20 protein-coding genes are annotated in these 20,357 nt (G+C 43.7%); 16 read left to right on the top strand and 4 right to left on the bottom strand.

The genetic code is table 11. The features are described from left to right. Positions 1-8 precede the first annotated feature (8 nt). The 5 genes from NSS82_RS20710 to NSS82_RS20690 all read left to right on the top strand — a co-directional run bounded on the left by NSS82_RS20710 (position 9) and on the right by NSS82_RS20690 (position 7,927). Positions 9-842: a YecA family protein gene (locus NSS82_RS20710; RefSeq protein ID WP_340961040.1), complete on the top strand. Its 834-nt coding sequence runs from the start codon at positions 9-11 to the stop codon at positions 840-842. A gap of 446 nt (positions 843-1,288) precedes the next feature. After that, positions 1,289-3,865: a glycosyl hydrolase gene (locus NSS82_RS20705; RefSeq protein ID WP_076272347.1), complete on the top strand. Its 2,577-nt coding sequence runs from the start codon at positions 1,289-1,291 to the stop codon at positions 3,863-3,865. 404 nt (positions 3,866-4,269) lie between these two features. After that, complete coding sequence (locus tag NSS82_RS20700) at positions 4,270-5,319, top strand: ABC transporter substrate-binding protein (protein ID WP_036688650.1); 1,050 nt, start codon at positions 4,270-4,272, stop codon at positions 5,317-5,319. A gap of 37 nt (positions 5,320-5,356) precedes the next feature. Then, positions 5,357-6,097: an IucA/IucC family C-terminal-domain containing protein gene (locus tag NSS82_RS20695; RefSeq protein WP_256718425.1), complete on the top strand. Its 741-nt coding sequence runs from the start codon at positions 5,357-5,359 to the stop codon at positions 6,095-6,097. 108 nt (positions 6,098-6,205) lie between these two features. Further along, entirely contained in the window at positions 6,206-7,927 is a 1,722-nt protein-coding gene (locus tag NSS82_RS20690) for a helix-turn-helix domain-containing protein (RefSeq protein WP_076272345.1), read from the top strand. A gap of 160 nt (positions 7,928-8,087) precedes the next feature. On the opposite strand, the gene NSS82_RS20685 is transcribed toward NSS82_RS20690, so the two are convergent. Together NSS82_RS20685 and NSS82_RS20680 are read right to left on the bottom strand one after the other, a co-directional pair. Beyond that, a complete protein-coding gene (locus NSS82_RS20685; protein WP_076100336.1) occupies positions 8,088-8,243 on the bottom strand; it encodes a helix-turn-helix domain-containing protein in 156 nt (51 codons plus the stop codon). 60 nt (positions 8,244-8,303) lie between these two features. Then, positions 8,304-8,522: a helix-turn-helix domain-containing protein gene (locus tag NSS82_RS20680; RefSeq protein WP_076100339.1), complete on the bottom strand. Its 219-nt coding sequence runs from the start codon at positions 8,520-8,522 to the stop codon at positions 8,304-8,306. A gap of 105 nt (positions 8,523-8,627) precedes the next feature. On the opposite strand from NSS82_RS20680, the gene NSS82_RS20675 reads away from it, so the two are divergent. From NSS82_RS20675 to NSS82_RS20660, 4 genes are all read left to right on the top strand, one after another. Continuing rightward, positions 8,628-8,930 carry a DUF6809 family protein gene (locus tag NSS82_RS20675; protein ID WP_076100341.1) on the top strand — a complete coding sequence of 101 codons (303 nt, stop codon included), beginning with the start codon at positions 8,628-8,630 and terminating at the stop codon, positions 8,928-8,930. Positions 8,931-9,010: 80 nt separating this feature from the next. Next, entirely contained in the window at positions 9,011-9,205 is a 195-nt protein-coding gene (locus NSS82_RS20670) for a hypothetical protein (protein WP_076100343.1), read from the top strand. A 744-nt stretch (positions 9,206-9,949) separates the two neighbouring features. Continuing rightward, positions 9,950-10,942: a hypothetical protein gene (locus tag NSS82_RS20665; protein ID WP_076136356.1), complete on the top strand. Its 993-nt coding sequence runs from the start codon at positions 9,950-9,952 to the stop codon at positions 10,940-10,942. Positions 10,943-10,957: 15 nt separating this feature from the next. Then, positions 10,958-11,218, top strand: a complete 261-nt coding sequence (locus NSS82_RS20660) for a helix-turn-helix domain-containing protein (RefSeq protein ID WP_036688642.1) — start codon at positions 10,958-10,960, stop codon at positions 11,216-11,218. A 31-nt stretch (positions 11,219-11,249) separates the two neighbouring features. On the opposite strand, the gene NSS82_RS20655 is transcribed toward NSS82_RS20660, so the two are convergent. Further along, positions 11,250-12,083: a MurR/RpiR family transcriptional regulator gene (locus NSS82_RS20655; RefSeq protein ID WP_076136357.1), complete on the bottom strand. Its 834-nt coding sequence runs from the start codon at positions 12,081-12,083 to the stop codon at positions 11,250-11,252. A 181-nt stretch (positions 12,084-12,264) separates the two neighbouring features. On the opposite strand from NSS82_RS20655, the gene NSS82_RS20650 reads away from it, so the two are divergent. Genes NSS82_RS20650 through NSS82_RS20635 form a run of 4 tightly spaced genes read left to right on the top strand, consistent with a single transcriptional unit; the run spans position 12,265 to position 16,533 of the window. Then, a complete protein-coding gene (locus NSS82_RS20650; protein WP_076272344.1) occupies positions 12,265-13,143 on the top strand; it encodes a cell division protein FtsQ in 879 nt (292 codons plus the stop codon). Further along, positions 13,136-14,881, top strand: coding sequence for an ABC transporter ATP-binding protein (locus NSS82_RS20645; protein WP_340961045.1), 1,746 nt, complete (start codon positions 13,136-13,138; stop codon positions 14,879-14,881). The genes NSS82_RS20650 and NSS82_RS20645 overlap by 8 nt, the downstream gene beginning before the upstream one ends. Further along, positions 14,868-15,701, top strand: a complete 834-nt coding sequence (locus NSS82_RS20640; RefSeq protein ID WP_038572018.1) for an energy-coupling factor transporter transmembrane component T family protein — start codon at positions 14,868-14,870, stop codon at positions 15,699-15,701. Before NSS82_RS20645 ends, NSS82_RS20640 begins: the two co-directional genes overlap by 14 nt. Positions 15,702-15,735: 34 nt before the next feature. Beyond that, positions 15,736-16,533, top strand: coding sequence for a PHP domain-containing protein (locus NSS82_RS20635; protein ID WP_306031462.1), 798 nt, complete (start codon positions 15,736-15,738; stop codon positions 16,531-16,533). 308 nt (positions 16,534-16,841) lie between these two features. On the opposite strand, the gene NSS82_RS20630 is transcribed toward NSS82_RS20635, so the two are convergent. Beyond that, a complete protein-coding gene (locus tag NSS82_RS20630; protein ID WP_076100352.1) occupies positions 16,842-17,066 on the bottom strand; it encodes a hypothetical protein in 225 nt (74 codons plus the stop codon). Between the two features lie 170 nt (positions 17,067-17,236). Here NSS82_RS20630 and NSS82_RS20625 point away from each other — a divergent pair, with 170 nt between their 5' ends. The 3 genes from NSS82_RS20625 (at position 17,237) to NSS82_RS20615 (ending at position 20,335) form a co-directional block, all read left to right on the top strand. Continuing rightward, positions 17,237-18,076 carry a DegV family protein gene (locus tag NSS82_RS20625; RefSeq protein ID WP_036688632.1) on the top strand — a complete coding sequence of 280 codons (840 nt, stop codon included), beginning with the start codon at positions 17,237-17,239 and terminating at the stop codon, positions 18,074-18,076. 155 nt (positions 18,077-18,231) lie between these two features. Continuing rightward, positions 18,232-18,939: a response regulator transcription factor gene (locus NSS82_RS20620; RefSeq protein WP_170914177.1), complete on the top strand. Its 708-nt coding sequence runs from the start codon at positions 18,232-18,234 to the stop codon at positions 18,937-18,939. Continuing rightward, positions 18,917-20,335, top strand: coding sequence for a sensor histidine kinase (locus NSS82_RS20615; protein ID WP_076143829.1), 1,419 nt, complete (start codon positions 18,917-18,919; stop codon positions 20,333-20,335). Before NSS82_RS20620 ends, NSS82_RS20615 begins: the two co-directional genes overlap by 23 nt. Positions 20,336-20,357: the final 22 nt, after the last annotated feature.

Here is a 20,357-nt window from a genome sequence, read left to right as displayed (position 1 = left end):
TGATTATTTTGTCAATAGAAAATATAAAGAAATATCTTGCTATTAAAAAGATAGCATTTGATGATAACATATTTGACAAATTAGAAAAATTAAAGAAACAAGCAATAAATACTTTTAATGAAGAGTTAGCTAATGAAATTTGGTGCTTAGAAACAATATGCAATATACAAAAAATGTATATCGATATGTTTTATCTACTGAAAGAAAATAAATACAATAACTACTTTGAATCATGGAAAATACTAGAGAAAATTGGTATTGAGTTTTCATTTTTAAGAGAAAATTTCAACTATTCTGAAAATATATATAATTTAAAATTTACAGAAAACATAATTAAGGAATATGAAAAGTTATTTCCCTATGAGTATTTTACGAGTAGAGAATCAATTGTTAAAAAAGAATCTTGTTCTATTTGTGGGGAAATCAACACAATTAGAAAACACTGTGGACATAAAGTTGGAAAAGTATATATGGGAGAAATGTGTAGTAGAATTGTTGAAGAATTTGAAATTTTAGGATTTTCGATTGTTACGAATCCCTTTGACAAATATACTGTTTTGTTTCCTCAAGATAAAGAATATAACTACTTTATGTTAGAAAAGTTAATGCCAAATCTTAAAAAACCTTATGATAATTGGTATGTTGATATTTTAAAAGAAAAAAATCCAGAATATAGGGACATAGGAAGAAATGATTTATGTCCTTGTAGTTCGGGGATAAAATATAAAAAGTGTTGCTTAAATTCAGATAGTGGATATACTGATCATCACCGGATTACATTGTTAGATAATCCTAATGTTAAACCTATTCCGTTCACTCTAGGTAGTACGTGGAAGAATTAAAGAAGTGTCTTTTTTCAAATTCATGCCTTAATTAGGAAGAGCCTTTTTAAAGGTTGGGTAACGATTTTATTACATTCTTTAATATAATTTAATATATAAACCAAGGTAAATTCATTGTATATATGCTGCAACACCTAAATAACATGGAGAAGGTTCTCTTTTTCAGAAAATATGTGTGTTATCCCGTTTGGTGATAACACACATATTTATCTGTATCTACTTATTGACCCACACTTACCTGTCATTGATGAGTTGTTTGTATGAATCAATGTTATTTAACTCCTCCTAATAAATATTGGTGGGAGTTTTTTTGCATGTGGAAATTTTCTCGATTTGATAGATTTACAAAATATGGAATATATGCTATCTTATCTATGAAAGCGCATCCAAGAGATGGTATATTAAACTTTTATTTACCATATTTAACATAGGGAGGAAAGGTGGAAATGAAAAATTTGCTCAAGAAGGCAATCACAATGATGCTGGCATTTACTCTGCTACTTGGATTGATGACAGCGCCGCCCGTTCATGCAGACAACGCACTTTTCACAATTGAAAGCGAAAACGCTCAGCTCACCTCCGATCTTCAAGTGACGACCCAAATTTACGGACAGCCCAAACCCGGATACTCTGGAAGCGGATTTGTCTGGATGCAGAATTCCGGTACAATTTCCTTCACAGTGACTGTCCCAGAAACCGGCATGTATACGATCTCCACACGTTATATGCAGGAGCTCAGTGCTGACGGCAGGCTTCAATCTTTAGCCGTTAACGGCGTTACGAAGGGGTCGTATATGCTGCCCTATACGACCACATGGTCGAATTTCGATTTTGGCTATCACAAGCTGAATCAAGGCAGCAACACTATTCAACTGAAGGCTGGCTGGGGTTTCGCTTATTTTGATACCTTCACTGTGGATTATGCCGATCTTGATCCCCTGGATGTGCAACCTGTCCTCAGCGATACTCAAGCGACTCCGGAAACTCAGCTTCTGATGAATTATTTAACGGAGGTTTACGGCAATCATATGATCTCCGGCCAGCAGGAGATTTACGGAGGCGGAAATGACGGCAATTCCGAGCTGGAGTTTGATTGGATTCACAATTTAACGGGAAAGTATCCGGCGATCCGCGGATTTGATCTGATGAATTACAATCCGCTTTACGGATGGGAGGATGGTACGACCGCCCGGATGATCGATTGGGTGAATAACCGGGGCGGGATCGCGACAAACAGCTGGCATATCACTGTACCTCGAGATTTCACTGCCTATCAGCTCGGGGAATTTGTGGATTGGAAGAAAGCCACCTACAAGCCGACAGAAACCAATTTTAATACAGCTAATGCGGTAGTTCCAGGTACGAAAGAATACCAATATGTACAACTGGCCATTGGGGATTTGGCGGAGCAACTGCAGATTCTGCAAAATAACAACGTGCCGGTTATCTTCAGACCCTTCCATGAGGCGGAGGGCAACGGCGGATTGAATGGAGAAGGTGCATGGTTCTGGTGGGCTTCGGCAGGCTCGGAGGTGTACAAGCAGTTGTGGGACCTGCTCTATACCGAACTTACAGAAACGTATGGTCTGCACAATTTGATCTGGACCTACAACAGCTACGTGTACAGCACTTCTCCCGCATGGTATCCCGGCGATGATCAGGTGGATATTGTAGGCTATGATAAATACAATACGATCTATAACCGCTATGACGGTTTGTCTGGTGTTCCCAATGAGGACGCGATTACCTCGATTTTCTATCAGCTTGTTGATTTAACCGGCGGTAAGAAAATGGTAGCCATGACGGAGAACGACACCGTTCCAAGCGTTCAGAATCTGACAGAGGAAAAATCGGGCTGGCTCTATTTCTTACCGTGGTATGGTGAGCATCTCATGAGTTCCGCCTTTAATTATCCGGCCACCTTAACAACGCTGTACCAAAGCAATTATGTAATCACGCTCGATGAGCTGCCTGATTTGAAGGTTAACAATCCAATTCCAAGTGCGTCTATCACACCTGCAAACGTCGAATTTGATAAAAATGCCTCCAATCAGAGTGACAAAGCCATCACCGTGAATTTAAACGGCAATACGTTAACCGCTCTCCGGGCAGGCGCAAATACATTAATAGAGACTCAGGATTATACCTTGAGTGGAAATACGCTAATGCTCAAAAAAGCATTTCTGGCGACACTGCCGGTTGGCGAGCATTCGATCATCTTTGATTTTAATAAAGGACAAGATCCCGTATTAAAAGTGAAAATTGTCGATACCACGCCAAGCGCATCCATTGCGCCCGTGAGCGCTGCATTTGATAAAGCGGCGAATCTAACCCAGGATATTTCCGTAGTCCTTACCTTAAATGGACACCAGCTTGCAAGTATCACAAATGGAAATTCCACACTTTTAGCGAGTCAGGATTATACGGCATCAAGCACTGCTGTTGTTCTGAAAAAATCCTATCTTTCCACGCTTCCGCTGGGACAGAATACCCTAACCTTTCATTTTAATGGAGGAAATAATGCTGTTCTTACAGTGAACGTAACGGATAGCAGTGTTCCAGTACCCACTGGAGATTTGACGGTCCAAGCTTTTAATGGCAACACAAGTGCCTCCACTAACGGGATTTCACCCAAAATCAAAGTAGTCAATACCGGTGATTCAGCGATTCAACTAAGTGATGTGAAGGTCCGGTATTACTATACGATTGATGGCGAGAAAGATCAGAGTTTCTGGATCGACTGGGCCAGCATCGGAAATGCGAATCTAACCGGCAATTTCATTAAGCTGGCGACTCCTGTTGCCAGTGCAGATTATGTTTTGGAAATTGGTTTCACGAGTTCGGCTGGAACACTTAATCCAGGTCAGAGCGCAGAAATTCAAACCCGTTTCTCCAAAACCGACTGGTCCAATTTCAACCAGGTTAATGATTATTCGTTCAAGGCATCCAGCAGTCAGTTCATCAACAATGAACAGGTCACCGGGTATATGAATGGTCAGCTTGTGTGGGGGATTGAGCCATAAGCTTTTAATGAAAAAAGGTATCTTTGTGTAAAACAAAGATGCTTTTTTTCATTTTGGGAAAAAGCAGGGAGTGCAATGGGAGAACCATTTCTGAAGTAGCCAGATTGCTCGATGATCAGTTTCTGGAGAAGGAAAAGCTTGAATTGAGCGAGATTACCATCGACTGTGTTGGCTATTTGTAGAACTGGAGCAAAGAAATTTTTGTTAAAATTAGGGAGTTAGGTGCTTGTGTGGAATTTTTGTAGTCAGTCGCGATTCTCCTGAGTCGTTCCTATGGTGTGCAATGTCGCATTAATCCTGCTGCAATGTCGCAAAAGTACATGGAAATAGAGTATGAAGATAGATTATACTCACTTTATTGATATGATAATGAAAATCATTATCATACATAAGGGGGAGTCAGCATGAAAAGAACAAAGAAGAGGCAAGCAACCGGTAGAAAGGTAGATGCTGCCCAAAAAGCAGGACTATTAATGATATGGATGATGGCGCTGGTACTTGTGCTAACGGCTTGCGGTACTGGAGGGGGAGCAAATGCGGGCACTGCCGCACTGCCATCTGCTTCAGCCGAGCCGTCACCTACATCTGAGACACAGGCTCAGACTGCAGCCTTCCCGGTTACCATCTCGCATATGAAGGGCGAATATACGCTGACTGAGAAGCCGAAGGTCATCGCCGCGCTTGATGTGAAATTCATCGATCAATTGTTAGCGATAGGCGAGCATCCGGCAGGCAGCGTTGTAGCTGGAGCGAAAGATGCAAAGTTTCCAGAATATTTAAGTGAACAATTGGGTGATGTGAAGGTCCTGGGCACACGCGATGAGCCCAATCTTGAAGCTATTGTAGCGATGAATCCGGATCTTATATTGATGACCGATTTTCAGGAGCAGGTGTATGACAGCGTCAGTAAAATTGCGCCCACAATAGTACTCGACTTCTATGAAGATTGGCGGGATACATCGGCTACCATCGGTATGATAACGGGCAAGCAGGCGGAGGCGAAGGTAGTGCGTCAAGCCTACGAGGACAAAATCGTCGGACTGCGGGAGCAGCTGTCGGCGAAGCTGGGCGACGAAACGGTAGCTCTGATTCGCCCAAGACCGGAAGGTATTCGCGTACACGGTCCCGAACATCGGACCGGAAGCATTCTTTATGAGGATTTGGGATTGAATATCCCTGCATTCGTTCAGGAGATCAAAGATGATACCTCCGTTGAAATTTCGATGGAGACCATCGCTGATATTGGAGCAGATCACTATTTCCTGTTATCGGATGAATTGTTTGCCAAAGAGGCAGAGGCAATGGCGAACAGTCCGGTCTGGAAATCTCATGATGCCGTTAAAAATAACCGCGTATACAATGTGAATTCAACGCTCTGGATCGCTTATTATGGGCCAATTGCCCTCAATATTATTGTAGATCAAACCGCGGAAGCGCTGTTGGGATCGCATTAAAATGGACAACTATCTGTCGTCTGCCACCTGGAAGCAAATGGCGGAGGAATACCGTCTGTGGGTAGGTGAACTACCTGAAGGCAACGTTCGTACAATTGCCCTTAGCCAGTTGCACGAAGAAGCTGCATGCCGCGAATATGTAAGCTGGCTTAAAGGTTATATCGGTGCGCCTGATATGCAGGTTGCCGCTTCCATGCTGGCCAAGCGGATCGGTTATCTGTGGATCGCACCGATGCTGACCGCTATGACCCTTCATAACCGGGAAGTCTCCATCCCGCTGGAGAACTGCTTCCTCTATCATCCGGCTTCCCCAGCTTTTAAAGGGGATACGCGTTTTCCTTTCCTTGCGCTGAACGGGCTTCGAGCGACGGCGGCACCGGAAGACAGGGAAGCCTGGCGAGAAGAGATCGTAGAGGAAATTTTCGCGGTACGTCTTGCGCCGATGCTGCACACGCTTGCTGTAATTGGTCCCGTCTCCATGGCAGTACTTTGGGAGAATATTATGGTACGCGTTGCCCCGTTGTATTCTCCTGGAACAGGTGAATTTGGGCAAGAGAGGCAACGAATGCAAGCCGATTTTGCCTTCCTGACCCGGATAGCTCCCGGACAATTGTTCGGCGCAAGACGCAATCCGTTTACCCGGTTCACAGAGAACAATGACCTGGCTCCGGTTGCAAAAAACAAGCGTATCACCTGCTGTTTTTATTACAGGATGTCGGCGGAATATTGCGGAAAATGTCCGAAAATTGACAATGAGAATGAATCTCAATTAAAATGACAACAGCAACGCACTCACTTATGTTGCGGACGCGCTTTCACTAAAGCATGTAATCCTATTCGAGTGCGCCCGTTTAACAGAGGATGCTATTGTCAGGAGATGAGAGAAATGCCGCTGAAAGAACAGGCAAGTTTATGGAGTGATACAACGATCAAGATGCTTGATGTGCGCAGCGGTACTTTGCCACCCGGCGGCGTTATGAGCGAAACCGGATTAACAGCCAATGTGTTGCTGCTGGCAGGCGGCGGGGAAGGTAGGCTTGTGATGAATGGCGAAATTTGTCATATCCAGGCCTATTTCGCTTGTCACGTAGTCAAGGGATCAGCATTTACTTTGACTGCTGGATCAGAATCCATTCATTATACCGTTATTATGTACAAGGCTTTTCCAATGTTGGGGGCTGCCCATGTTCTGTTTCCGCAGCGTAATCACCCGTTACGCACATCATTTGTTCACCGTCCCGTGCTCCAGGCTGAACTGCATCAGACTGCGGAACAAATCGAAGCCAAATGGAGCCGGGGCGAAGGGCTGGAGCGTTTCCATGCGAATGCGCTACTGCAAGGAATGCTTTACGAGCTTATTATGGAGTATGAATGTGGTCAGAAAGGCACAGAGGCGGATATGGTGGATGTTGTCGCTGCCTATATAGCGGGGCATTATCGTCAGGAGCTGGAGCTTAAGGAGCTGGCAGCGCTTGCCGGATGCAGTACAAGACAGTTACAGCGGCGATTCAAACAGGAGAAGTTACTAGGACCGATGGAATATGTAATCCAGCTGCGGATGGAGAGTGCCGAGCGGATGTTGCGTCATACGGATGCTACCATCGGCGAAATCGCAGAAAAAACGGGCTATCGCGACATGTATTACTTTAGCAGGGCATTTAAGAAATATCACGGAGTTCCCCCGCAGATCTACAGGCGCACTGCCGCTTCAGGGATCGGTGCTCTCTCAGCATATTCTGGGCTGCCGGATCGCCTGGCCTCATCGTACGAGTCGCTGCAAGGCCCGGTAATTTGTCATATGCGAGGCGAATATTGCGTCACCGCTTCTCCGAGGCGTATCGCCGTACTCGACGTTCAATATGCAGACCATTTGCTTGCGCTTGGGATATCACCGGCAGGGAGTGTAGGAACGGGCAGTGCAGCGTTAAAATTCCCCCAATATATCAGGGAAAGGCTTAAGACAACGGAAATGCTCGGAACTTATGAGTACCCGGACCTGCAAGCTGTCGAACGGCTGCGGCCGGATTTGATTGTCTGTACTGAGGTGCATGCCCAGCATTATGAACGGTTAAACCGGATTGCGCCAACCCTAATGTTTCAACGGAATGAGAGCTGGCAGACGATTTTGAGCCTGTTCGGTGAATTGACGGACAAGCGGACAGAGGTGGAGCGTATTATTGCGGATTACCTGCGCCGAACAGCATTGCTGTCTGAGCAGCTTGCAACGGCGCTGGCGGGTCAGAGCGTGGCCTTGATCCGTCCGCGTGAGTCGCTGGTACGGGTACATACTGCCTCCCATCGCACAGGTGCCGTGCTGTACCGTGATCTTGGTCTGCCTGCTCCGCTATTTGTCGCAGACACTTCCGACACGGCTTATCATATTACAGTTGATAGACTGCCAGCTGTGCATGCCAGCCATTATTTTTTACTTAGTAACGAGATGATGCAGGAGGGGGTATCTGCGACAGAGCAAAGCGTCCGAGGGATGTTGGATTCCGATGAGCGGCCGTATATATACCCGGTAGATGCCGCTACATGGATCGGCTGCTACGGACCGACAGGTATTAATTACATTGTGGATCAGGTAGCCCGTACCTTGCTGGCCTGAGCGGTATCTAAGAGCATCCCCTAATTTCAGGCTATTTTTAGCCTAAACGTGAACAGCTCCTGTGATTATCACAGGAGCTTGTTTGTGCTGCGGATTATTATTTGTTGGGATAGCATTTGGAATTATCTGTCTGACCTAAAATATAGTCGATGCTTACTTTTTAGAAATTAGCTAGCGTAATTAAAACGGCGCTCGGAACATCCAAATTTCCATTTTCATAGCGGGAGTAGGTGGCTTGTGTAATATATAAAAGCTCCTCTATTTGTTGCTGTGTCAGATCTTTGTCTTCGCGTAAATCACGGATTCCTGTGTACAATGCTCATCAGCATAAGGATGAAATCCTTTGAAAACTGCGATATCTACTCATTCTTTTAATTTAACTTTTAGAGTAAGGAGTTTTTTGGTTCGTTCTGTTTAGTAAATAGTCAGTACTCGTCTTATGATAATCTGCTAGCTTAATCAGAATAGCCGTGGGAATATCAACATCACCGCGTTCATAATTACTATAAATCCGCTGGCTGCATTGCAAATACTCTGCCATTTGGGTTTGAGTCAAATCTTTATCTTCACGTAAATCTCGGATACGTTGATACATACTAAACACCTCCAAGGCAAGCATATCTTAGCGAATTATTCGCTATTGATTTTTAGCGATAAATTCGCTAATATGATTGAAGAGATGATTTGGGAGGGATGACTGGTGAGTCTTTTGGAGGATTTATATTACGGGAAAATCTGTCCAAGTGAACTTTTGTGTTTACGCGATCCCGAGTATATACAGAACTCCAAGCTAATCTCAGAGTTTATGGACATCCTAAAAGCAAAGTTATCTATAGAAGACTTTACTATGATTGAACAAGCCTTGGATCTGAGTGGCATGCAGAACTCTATCTCATCCGCTTCCGCCTATACTCTCGGATTCAGAACGGGGGCTGCTATGATAATAGAAGTATTAGAACATAAGGATGAACTTATACACTCTAAGGGAGAAGCTATGTCTTGAAAAAATAAAGATAGAGCTATTAGAGGGTAGAAATCGAGAAGAGGAGAACAAAAATTGAACAATATCATTCCAAACCGCATATGTTGATAGACGAACTTCTTCAGGCAGAAAGTTGGGGCATTATTCAAGCGAAGTTGGTTCCTGCTATTAAGGAAGCTATCGCTATGGGAGAGGTTGAAAAACTCTCTAAACTTAGGGCTAAGTTTCCATATTCTTTCGAAAATTCATTAAAGCATTTGAAAAAAGCGGAGCGGGAATTTATTCGAAACGGATGACGGAAGTGGGGGGAACCCCCTAACATCCGCTGGTTATATGAAAAAGATAATTTTGACGATCAGTTTTACCGTAGTGAGAAATTAAGCCAGTCGGAGGCGTAGTTGATATACCGATTAGCTCTCTTTCTTCGCTTAGGACGGATAAAAATATCGGTATCGGAAGCAGTGAAAAGGATATCATCGCAGCTATCCCTGAGGCATCCCGCAGCGAAAAGAAAGTAGTAGATGTTGTTAATTATTGGTTGAACGGTACCAAGCTTGACGAAGGATTCTATCATCCTTCCCTTGCCTTTGTCGTCAAAGAAGACAAGGTTGAAAATCTAGAGTTAACCAATTTACTTATTGATCCGTGTGAATAAAGAAGGCAGGCTCACATGGCCAGCCTTCTTTATTTAACTTAACAAGTCGACTTCTTTTTGAGACCAGCCGGATGCTCCAATTGCTTCATTGGCTACATAAATTCCCGTTAGAACTGATCCTCCTGTTTCTAAGCTACCCTGGTTGATTACCGGAAGCAGCTTATAGCCTAGGGTCTTTTTTTAGTGTCTATAAAATCGGGGCCTGACCATTATGGGCAGGGCCTCCTTTACGTTATTCCAAACCATTGACAATTATTGTAAAGATGGTGTATTGTAAGTGATAAGTAGTAAGTAGTAAGTAGTAAGTAGTAAGTAAATCAAACGCTCACCATACGGAATAAATATCATCCTGTTAATAGGAATTAATGGATAGGGGTGGATGGTTATGATGGATCTTAAATTAGCACCAAGTTTTTCATTGATCGCGCTTAATGCACAGAGAAGTCTTCAGATGACTACTGTTAAGAAAGTGTCTTTGCGCTGCATGGCAGCAGCGGTTATATTGGAGCTTTACTTAGAGGGATGTTTTACACAATCAGAGAACAAGTTAACTTTGCACAAAGAAGCACTTGATCAATCTTATTCAACACTCTATAGAGAAACTGTTCTACAACCCTTACTTCATAATAGTGCTGAGGTAACGGGTGACCTAAATTGGTGGTTAAAGAAGGCTTCGAGGAAGTCTAACCATCAACTAAAAAAGTTCGAAACCGCGATTTCAGATGATCTTCAAGCCATGAATTTGCTTGAAGATATACCAAGCCTGATAGGGAGCGACATGTATTTTGATTCTGCTGAAGTTGAAATTAGAGCCTATCGCAGTAATATGGAGGCGTACACGAGCATTACAGAGAATATGCGGGCAGAGATTTTGGAAGAGGGACCAGTTACGGATGAGGTCATTTGTATGCTATGGCTACTTCGTGAATGTGGATGTATGCAAGATTTCTTCTCACTGAACGAATTAGAACAGGTGAATATCAAATTACATGATCTATACCAAAGTAACTTATGGGCAAAGGCATTGTTTCCTATACAAATCCGCCAGGGAGTTGAGTTAGGCATCAAACGTTTTTTAGCATTGAAGACAAAGTTTGCGAAGACCTTTATCGGCAGCAGTCTCAATCTTATCTTCCCTGCCCTAGAGCGATCACGAGCTGTCTTTATAGAAACAGAGTCTTGGTTTGATAATTCTAATCAAAGGTTAGACGCAGTTATTACAAGATTAATGTCCTATGGACATGAAGTTAAGGTGCTGGAGAGAGGATCGATTGCGACTCTTAAAATTGATAATTTGCTCTACGATGCGATCCCACATTTTGTAATGATGAAAGTGCCAATTCAAGGTGTGCGTCTTATTCCGAAGCGCCCGCTGTAAAGGAGTTGGTTATCAATGTCTAGACAACGATCCATGGAGAATATTATGGCGTCAGAATATGTATCGATAGGGGAATTAGTAAGAATCACAAATGCTCGTTATAGTACACTCAAACATTACACAGAAGAAGGCATGCTGCCCTTTGAACAGGCAGAGGAGAACTTAACACGCAGATATAAAAGAGAAGAAACCGTCGCGCGCATTCTTTGGATCAAAGAAATGAAAGCAAACGGTTTATCTATCCCACAAATTAAAGAAGCTTTAGGAATGAATTAAATATTTCTTCACCTTGCAGTCAAATCTAAACCTAACTCCGCGGGAGCTTCCCCCCATACTGCGCGCGCATTTGCTGCAATTTATCCAGCTTGCTTAGACTACTGTCCCTGTTCGCTAATCCCACTCCAAGGATCAGATTCTCAATAATATAGGTGGGGCCAACCATGGAGTGGAACTCCCAAACCTCACCTCTCCCGGCATAAAGCACGATATCTGCATCTTGGGATCGCGGGTAGACGAGTCTATCTGTGATCAGGATGACCTGGTAATTTACTTCACGTGCATGGTTCAGTATGACTTCAATCTCAGGCAGTATTTGCACAAATCCAAAGACAAGCAAGACATCTTGTTTGTCAGCATGCATTAAGGTCTCTAGCAGCTCATGGCCGCTGGGGGCCATTTTTTTCATTTGAAGACCAAAACGCGCCATTCGATAGATCATTAGCTCGGCTAATCCGGCGCAAGGGCCAGGGCTGTATACATAAATAATCCGAGCTGTAGATATTGCATCTACTGCACGCTTTAGTACATCGTCGTTTAAATAGCGGCGTGTTTCTTGCAAATGATGTGAGCAATTGTCCAGCAGCAGTTGAGGGAGTGAGGTATCGTCTGATCGCTGCATGGCATCACGCATTTTTACAGAAGGTGTGGATTCAAAGCGGAAACGGAGCCGGTTTTTAAAATCTTTGGCATGTTTGTACCCCGCAGCTTTCCAGAAACGTGAAACAGAGGCGATGCTCAAATGCAGCTCGTCTGCCATTTCTTGTTCGGTCATATAGACCACGCGTTGCTCATTTTTTTGAATAAAGTCGGCAATTATCCGTTGATTAGGCGAAAAAGCGCGATGGTTCCAATCTTTATACAATCTCTCAATCCTCCTATGATGATGCGATAGATAGAATATAACGTGCGAATATGTTGTAAATATTTTTACAACGTTAAAAATATTGAAAAAAATATTACTCTCATTTAACAAATGAAAAAAGCTGTGATGACATGGCCTTCTTATAATGAAGATAAATTCTTATTGGGAGGCCAAATATTTCATGAGCACGATAAAAACGCGTTACACACTGACTCAGTCACAAAAAATGATGATTTTTGTACTGTCGATGTCGCTTTACGGGTTGTCCAATATGTTTACCGAGCTAGTGCCTGGGATCAAACTGGGCCCGATTGAATTATCCATTGAATATTTCGCTTTTATTCCTTTGACATTATGTATGTTGTTTCACCCCTTATATGCGGCGGTCGGAGCAGCTGTTGGTGAGGTAATCTTCGGGGAATTGATGTTAGGCCAATTTGGAGGTTTAGGGGAGCTGGAGAAATTCATTACCTTCTCACTGGCGATGTATACCGCAGGCCGCATGGTAACTGATCCGAAGAATCGTAGACAGGTTGGAGTGGCTGCGATTACCGGCGTGGCGATTCACCAGTTTTTTAGCTCCGTTATAGATATTGTGAAGGTATGGGTAGGGGTAGAAGAGCTAGAGGCTGTTAAAGGGCTGGCAGAAAGTATCGTTGTAATTGAGGGAGTAGGGTTCCTGAATGATGTCCTCTTCTCCGGCATTTTGTTCGCGCTGATTCCTACCATGTATCTGGTTCCGCGTTTATATGGAAAAATTGAACCATTGCTCGGCATGAAGCCACGTGAGCGGAATATGAAATATGCAACAGGAGCATGGCTATCTCCTAAGCTGGTCATTGCCGGAACCTTTCTAGTAATGGTAGCGGTGGGGTCAGAATTGTTATCGGAATCGGGCTGGAACTTCGGTGATTTTGAGCTTGCAGGGGCGGAATCGAATGAAAAGACCTTGATTTGGCTCAGTATGTTGGTAGCGGCTGTAGTAGCGGCAACGGCGATTATTGCACTGCTTCGGCGTTCGGCACGAAAAAGACAGGAAGCGGGTCAAGCAGATGCGTAATACAATTCTTGAATTGAACAAAATTAACTTTACGTATCCGGGAGCTGAACAACCAGTACTGCAAGACGTAGACTTACGACTGGGAGAAGGGGATTTTATTGCGATCATCGGCAGTAATGGCTCCGGGAAATCTACACTCTGCAAATGCTTCAATGGCTTAATTCCTCATTATTACACGGGTGATTTCAGTGGAGAGGTGACAGTTTGCGGCCAATCTGCGGATGGAAAAAGTGTAGCAGAGCTGTCCAAACGTATCGGTTATGTTTATCAGGATTTCGAGAATCAATTGGTACGGCCGACGGTACTTGATGATGTGTCTTTTACACCTCTGAATTATGGATTTACGGATTACAAGGAACGGGGAGAGCGTGCGCTGGCGTTAACCGGACTTAGTGACTTGAGGCATGAATTTATTTGGCAGTTAAGTGGTGGGCAAAAACACCTGCTCGCTCTGGCCGGAGCATTAGCTATGGATCCGGAAATTCTGGTGATCGACGAACCCGTAGCCCAGCTGGATCCGCAGCATGCCCGTCATATCTATGATATTTTGCAGCGTTTGAATGAAGAGCATGGAAAGACCATTGTAGTGATTGAGCATCATGCGGAATTTATTGCGGATTATTGTAAAAATGTTGTCCTGATGGATCAGGGTAAAATGCGCTGGCAGAAGCCTGTGCGTGAAGCTTTGTCATCTGTAGAAGAATTGCTAGAGCTGGGCATTTACCCACCGGATGTGACCCGGGCGGCTTGGCTGCTACAGCCTGATGATCAGAAGTCAAAGCTGCTTCCCTTAAATGCTGAGGAAGGCAGTACCCGCATGATGCTTCGTCAGGATGCTAATGTGGAGACACTTCCAATCGGACGAATTCAAGAGCAGCTCCCCATAGCAGCAAAAGAAGAAAGTTCTATCGTTCAGCTGGAGAATGTCCACCTCTCTTATCGTACGATTCATAAGGTGCTGCATCCTGTACTGAATGGAATTCAGCTAGAACTGCGGCAGGGAGAGTCCATTGCTCTTATTGGCAACAACGGAGCAGGTAAATCTTCATTAATGAAGCTGATTGCTGGTATTGTCAGACCTACAGCTGGAACCGTAAAGGTTAAAGAAATGACGGTGAACGGGTTGCCGCCTGAACGTCTCTCCGGTACGGTAGCTTACGTATTCCAGAATCCGGAGGAAATGTTTATCGAGGATTCTGTGCGTAAGGAAATCGCTTATTATCTGAAGGCGCGGAAATTACCAGATACGGATGAAAGAGTGGATGAGATGCTAAAGGCGTTTCGCTTAAGCGAGCTGGCTGAACGGGATGCCCGACTGCTAAGTGGCGGGCAGCAGCGCCGGGTATCCTTGGCGATTGGTGCCGCGGTTAGGCCCGCCATCATGCTGCTTGATGAACCGACAGCTAATCTGGACATTTCGACCAAACAAGAAATGGTACATGTGCTGGAGACGCTTCGTAATCATGTGAAGACGGTCGTCATCGCAACTCATGATATGCAGCTTGTCTCAGAATGGGCCAGCAGAATAATTGTAATGCATCAAGGGCGGATAATCGCGGATGGGACGAAGGATGAAATTTTCGCTGACGGCCTTCTTTTACGGCGTGCGGGTCTGGCTCAGACCCAATTGATGGAGCTAAGTCGTATGCTCGGTCTCCCTAGAATTTGCAGTAGCTTAGAAGAGTTTGTGAGTTTAGTGGAAAAGAAGGAGGTAGCTGCAATCCATGGAAGCCGTTAAACGGGCACTTGACCGTATATCTGTAGAACAAATCAAATTGGAGTTACTAGGAACCGCATATAACAGCAGCAGTACTTTTCTGGGCAGGCTGGACCCGCGAACCCTGCTGCTCTGGTATCTCTTTTTTGCCATCGTGCCTTGGTTTGTACATAACCGGACAATCCTGTTAGGGATGTTCGTGCTTATGGTTTTAACGACTGTTCTCTCCCGGGTCAGCCCTTATATTATTTTTATATTATGTCTCGGCTTAATCAGCCAGATTGGCTGGATGTTTATATTGTCGCTCTTTTTCGGCGGGGGGATTGAATCCTTGCTGCCTATGCTGACACTGACGCTTAAGCTTTCGGTGATTTCGCTGGCGAGTATTACGGTTTTCTCTAGTCTTGATCCGGAACGACTTAGTGACGGCTTACTGTCTTTAGGAATCCCTGATACCTTTGCGTTCAGCTTATCTTATGGCTATCGTATTTTGCCTACTTTACTGGAGGAATTCCATCAAATTCTACTTTCCTTTAGATTGAGAGGGCAACGACCGCTTCAACATGGAATTTTCTACTGGCGAACAATAACGTATTATTTGCGAATCGTCATTCTGGCATTTTACCCGCTCATGTTGAACACAGCTAAACGTTCTCGAACAACGATTGAAGCTCTTGAGACTCGGGGATTTAGCTACGGGCTTAATAATAAGAAAGTGAAGAAGATCAAGTTATCTTATTTGAAAATGAAGCGGTCCGACTGGTACTTTTTATCCGGATCCATTGCTTATGTCATCTTGATATTCTGTATTGGTTATCTCTACCCTGAACTGGTGTATTAACATAACTTACAAGCTCAAAGGAGACGAATTAGACATGATGAATATTGATCTGCATACCCATGGTAAATTATCTAAGAAATCTACGTTTTCCCCCGAATATTTTGCGGAGATGATGTTCGAAGCCAAGGCAAATGGATTACAGGCTGTAGCATTGACCGAGCATTTTAATACTTCTAATTTCTTTGCGATGTATGATGCGCTGGATCAGACTTATCCCTATAACGGGCATTATTACGATGTGAACGGACTTAAACTGTTTCCAGGCATGGAAGTGGATATCGCGGAGACAGGTCACATCCTGTTGATCGGACTAAAGGAGAATGTTCTAGCTGTCCGCGCTTTACTAGATGAGCATACACAGGAGGGGGATTTCATACCTTTTAAGCAGTTGCTTGATATGGCCGACGAACATAATCTTTGGAAAATCGGAGCCCACCCCTTCCGAACTTCTACGCCTTTACATCAACTGGATCCGGCATTGCTTCAGCGATTAGACGCTTTTGATTTCAACGCTAAGGATATTTACATGCAGGGGGTGGAGACTTATAAAAACTTGATCACGCCCTTTGCTGAGAAGCTGGGTGTGCCTGTGATTGCTGGCAGTGACAGTCATCAGTGTTTGCAGTATGGCAGTGTTGTGAATCGTCTGCAAGACTCCTGCTCAACTGTGGAAGAATTGAAGGAAGCTATCAAACAAGGAAACTATGTAATAGAGGTTTCTCCGTGTCTTCATACCAAAGTAAAAGCTTCGGTAATGATGAAAAAACTATTGAAGCAGTTAATTGGCGAAGCCCCCTCCAGAGATGAAGCGGAGTTAGGATATATGGCGTAGAAAGTAGAAGAGGGTTGTTCCATAAGCCATGAAATGATGAAATGGCTACTGGGACAACCCTTTTTGTTGTTCGCTGGATTTCATTACTTTTGCATGTACAAAGATAACTATCGGACACAGATGACTCTAAACGTAGTTTTATTCCGCATTTGGGATGCTAACGGACCGCATAGTCACTAATGGCACGAAAAACACCATATATGAATCTCTTTCAACGGAATAACGGCTCTGGAGTCCGAAACTCTGCTCAGAAGGCTGGGAATTTGCCAATAACGTTATCTGGGTCCTCAAATCTCAGAATGTATGAATTATCGTTTGTCTTTCGAATCTTTATTGCTGACTCGGGTGGGTCTGGTCACCCAATTCGTGCGATTCATCGGTTTTACAGTATCAATTCTTGAATTGGAAGGTTCCTTCGAAGGTTCTGTGGATTCAGTTTCAGTAGAAGCTGTACCCTCTTGATCTACGGTTTTTTTTCTCGATAGTCCTGTACCATCATGTTTGCCTCTGTTCCATACTCTTCCCTTACTCATACATACACTCCATTTCTATACGCTTATTTATAAACCATATCATATAAGGACAAGTTAAGGAAGAAAGACATAGCACAGATCGAAGAATTTTTCAAGTTATAAAGGTTACTGGAGATTTCATTTTATGGTGGCTATAATAGTACTGATATTGAAAGGAGAGTACTTATATTATGGCAATCAAGATCATAACAGACAGCGGTTCAGACCTGCCCCTTGACTACATGGAGAAGTATAATGTTTCCGTGATCCACCTACCGGTTCATTTTGGGCATGAGTTAATGCCGGCAGATACGGACACGAAAAGCTTTTATGCTCAAATGCGCGAATCCAAGGAGCTGCCTACCACAGCTAGTCCAAGTCCCAACGAATTCCTTGAGAAGTTCAAGCAAGTGGAGGAGGGAACTGACATTATGGTCATTTGTATGTCCTCTAATATTAGTAGCACTTATCAGACGGCTATGATTGCTATGGAAATGTATAAGGATGAAGGACATACCAATGCAATAGAGGTTATAGATTCCAAAAACTTCTCAGGCGGGCTGTCATTGATTGTCGGCCTGGCGGCGCAGTGGTCCTTAACTTGTTCAAGCTTGCAAGAGCTCAAGGAAAAGGTACTTCAGCAGATAGAGGAAGTTAACGCTTATTTTACGCTGGACACTCTGGAGAATGTAATGAAAGGCGGACGTCTAAGTCGGCTCTCGGGAGCCGTAGCGTCTGTACTCAATATAAAGTTGCTGCTCAAAATCAGCGAAGAAGGCACTGTCGAAGTAGTGGAGAAGACCCGGGGTCTTCCAAAAGCACTGAATCGTCTGCTTGCGCATTTGGATGAGAAGCAGCATGATTACGAGAAAGCGGTTATCGCTATTGTACACAGTAATTGTGAGAAGCTGGCACTCGAGATTAAAGAACGCATTTTACTAAAGCATCCCTTCAAAGAAGTCTTACTCTCAAGCATGGGTCCGGTAATGGGAACCTATGCTGGGGAAGGCGGAATTGGCGTAGCTTTTTAAAGTAGTGATCCTCACAATCCAGACAAATTACGATCGTACATGGGACGGTTTCCCGTGTGCGATTTTTATTTTATTCCTATGTGATAATTTAGCTATTCTTTAGATTGTGTTTAGGCTCTGTTAATAATCACAGAATATAGTTAGATGGGGGGATTATCATGTATACAATATTGATCGCTGATGATGAAGCAGAAATTGTGGAATTGCTAAGATTATATTTAGAGAAAGAGTACAACATTTTGGAAGCGAACAGTGGGACTGAAGCCTTAACGCAGGTACAGAACCATAAAGTTGATTTGGCAATTCTGGATATTATGATGCCGGGTCTGGATGGACTGCAATTATTGAAAAAGATCCGCGAGGTGCATCATTTTCCAGTGTTATTTTTATCCGCCAAAAGCGAACATCATGACAAGATTCTGGGTCTTGAACTAGGAGCCGACGATTATATTTCCAAACCGTTTAATCCATTAGAAATAGTAGCCCGTGTTGGAGCACTGCTGCGGCGTGTACATCATTTCGATGCGCAAGTCGTTGAGGAAAAAGAAGCTGAACAGATTGTATTAGGTGAATTAATGCTGGATCAAAGCCAGTGTCTGCTCTATCGTTCTGGTGAACCTGTGGTGCTTACTTCTACCGAGTACAAAATTTTGGAACTAATGATGAAGCAGCCTGGACGAGTCTTTACACGCAAAAAAATATATGAGGCCGTGTGGGAAGATTTCTATGTGTACGAAGATAATAGTATCATGGTACATATCAGCAATATCCGGGAAAAAATTGAGGAAGACTCCAAAAAGCCAGTATATTTAAAGACTATTAGAGGGCTGGGATACAAAATTGAAGCGCCTATGGAGCAATAGAGATCAACGACCTTTACAATCATCGCTGACGCTGGATTTTTTGTTGTTTATCTGTATTTTGTTTTTTCTCGTGATTGTATATTATTTGTTTATTAATCTTGATGTGACCCATATTTTTGAAAAAAATAAAATTGCTGATCCTGATTTGAAGGTGGAAGCTAGTGCTTATCGAGAAAATCTGGAGCATGGGGTAGAAACCAAACGTCTTCTGCGTAGCGGGGGATGGATCGAGGTCTTGGATCAAGACATGAAGGTCACCAAGGTTGTTGGAGAAAAAAAAGACGGTGTAACCCAATATACCAGTAACCAGCTTTTAAAAAGTTTGGAAAATGGAGAAGATCAAGCTTACTTTTACTCGTTGACCACGGTAAATGCTCAGAGCGAATCGGAGTGGCTGCTGCTGAAGCTGCCGCGGGAAGCTATCACCATCACCATTAATAGTGATCCCTTCGTGGCCTACTTTAATCATTCGCTTTCATACTACGTCTTTTTGGGTGTGGGAATGATTCTTTTGCTAATTATCGTGTACAGCTATTGGGTGGCGCGGCGAATCAGGAAACCACTGCGTATCATCACGCTTGGGCTGAAGCAGATGATTCAGGGGAATTATGATACTCGAATCGCTTTATATGCAGAGAAGGAATTTTCGCAAATTGGAGAGACTTTTAATTATATGGCAGACGTAATTGAAAAGACGACCAAAGAAAAACGCCAGGCAGAGGAAAGTAAGAAACGGATGATGGTTGATCTGTCCCATGATCTGAAGACGCCGATAACGAGTATACAGGGCTTTGCACAGGCGCTTGTAGAGGGTAGAGGCGAGGATGAAGAACGCCAAAAAAGATATTTAAGCTATATTTATAATAAATCCTCACAAGTTACTAAGCTGATTCAGAACATGCTGGAGCTGTTAAAAATAGATTCACCGGATTTCTTGCTACGAATGGAGCGTCAAGAACTGGGCGAATTTATTCGTGAAATCATTGCAGATACCTACGGAGAGATTGAACAAAAGAACTTTGTTTTGCATCTAAATGTTCCCGAAGAGGATGTGTTCTTGAACTTTGATGCGGAGCTGCTCTCGAGTGTGGTTCATAATTTGATCTCCAATGCACTGATCTATAATCCTCCAGGTACACATTTGCGTGTGGAGGTTATCCCTTTGGAGAAAGAAGTCACGATTGAAATCGCTGATACTGGAGTGGGTATTCCAGAAGAGCTGTGGTCCACAATGTTTGATCCGTTTGTTCGGGGAGATAAAGCGCGGACAGCTTCGGGAGGAACAGGGCTAGGTCTCTCGATAGCTATGAAAAATACAGAGAAAATGGGGGGTACGCTTCATCTCAGTCGCCGAAAGAAGGAACCTACGGTGTTCACCATCCGGATTCCGAAATAACGAGCTGGAAGACATCCAAATC

This window comes from Paenibacillus sp. FSL H7-0735, assembly GCF_038008505.1.
In the GTDB taxonomy this organism is placed as follows: Bacteria; Bacillota; Bacilli; order Paenibacillales; family Paenibacillaceae; genus Paenibacillus_AQ; species Paenibacillus_AQ odorifer.
This window is presented reverse-complemented; position numbering and strand designations above follow the sequence as displayed.

Coding starts and splice junctions, on each gene's coding strand:
- NSS82_RS20700 (WP_036688650.1), top strand. CDS start 4,270: ATGAAAAGAACAAAGAAGAGGCAAGCAACCGGTAGAAAGGTAGATGCT.
- NSS82_RS20690 (WP_076272345.1), top strand. CDS start 6,206: ATGCCGCTGAAAGAACAGGCAAGTTTATGGAGTGATACAACGATCAAG.
- NSS82_RS20640 (WP_038572018.1), top strand. CDS start 14,868: ATGGAAGCCGTTAAACGGGCACTTGACCGTATATCTGTAGAACAAATC.
- NSS82_RS20680 (WP_076100339.1), bottom strand. CDS start 8,522: ATGTATCAACGTATCCGAGATTTACGTGAAGATAAAGATTTGACTCAA.
- NSS82_RS20635 (WP_306031462.1), top strand. CDS start 15,736: ATGATGAATATTGATCTGCATACCCATGGTAAATTATCTAAGAAATCT.
- NSS82_RS20660 (WP_036688642.1), top strand. CDS start 10,958: ATGTCTAGACAACGATCCATGGAGAATATTATGGCGTCAGAATATGTA.
- NSS82_RS20665 (WP_076136356.1), top strand. CDS start 9,950: ATGATGGATCTTAAATTAGCACCAAGTTTTTCATTGATCGCGCTTAAT.
- NSS82_RS20625 (WP_036688632.1), top strand. CDS start 17,237: ATGGCAATCAAGATCATAACAGACAGCGGTTCAGACCTGCCCCTTGAC.
- NSS82_RS20645 (WP_340961045.1), top strand. CDS start 13,136: ATGCGTAATACAATTCTTGAATTGAACAAAATTAACTTTACGTATCCG.
- NSS82_RS20705 (WP_076272347.1), top strand. CDS start 1,289: ATGAAAAATTTGCTCAAGAAGGCAATCACAATGATGCTGGCATTTACT.
- NSS82_RS20650 (WP_076272344.1), top strand. CDS start 12,265: ATGAGCACGATAAAAACGCGTTACACACTGACTCAGTCACAAAAAATG.
- NSS82_RS20695 (WP_256718425.1), top strand. CDS start 5,357: ATGGCGGAGGAATACCGTCTGTGGGTAGGTGAACTACCTGAAGGCAAC.
- NSS82_RS20670 (WP_076100343.1), top strand. CDS start 9,011: ATGTTGATAGACGAACTTCTTCAGGCAGAAAGTTGGGGCATTATTCAA.
- NSS82_RS20630 (WP_076100352.1), bottom strand. CDS start 17,066: ATGAGTAAGGGAAGAGTATGGAACAGAGGCAAACATGATGGTACAGGA.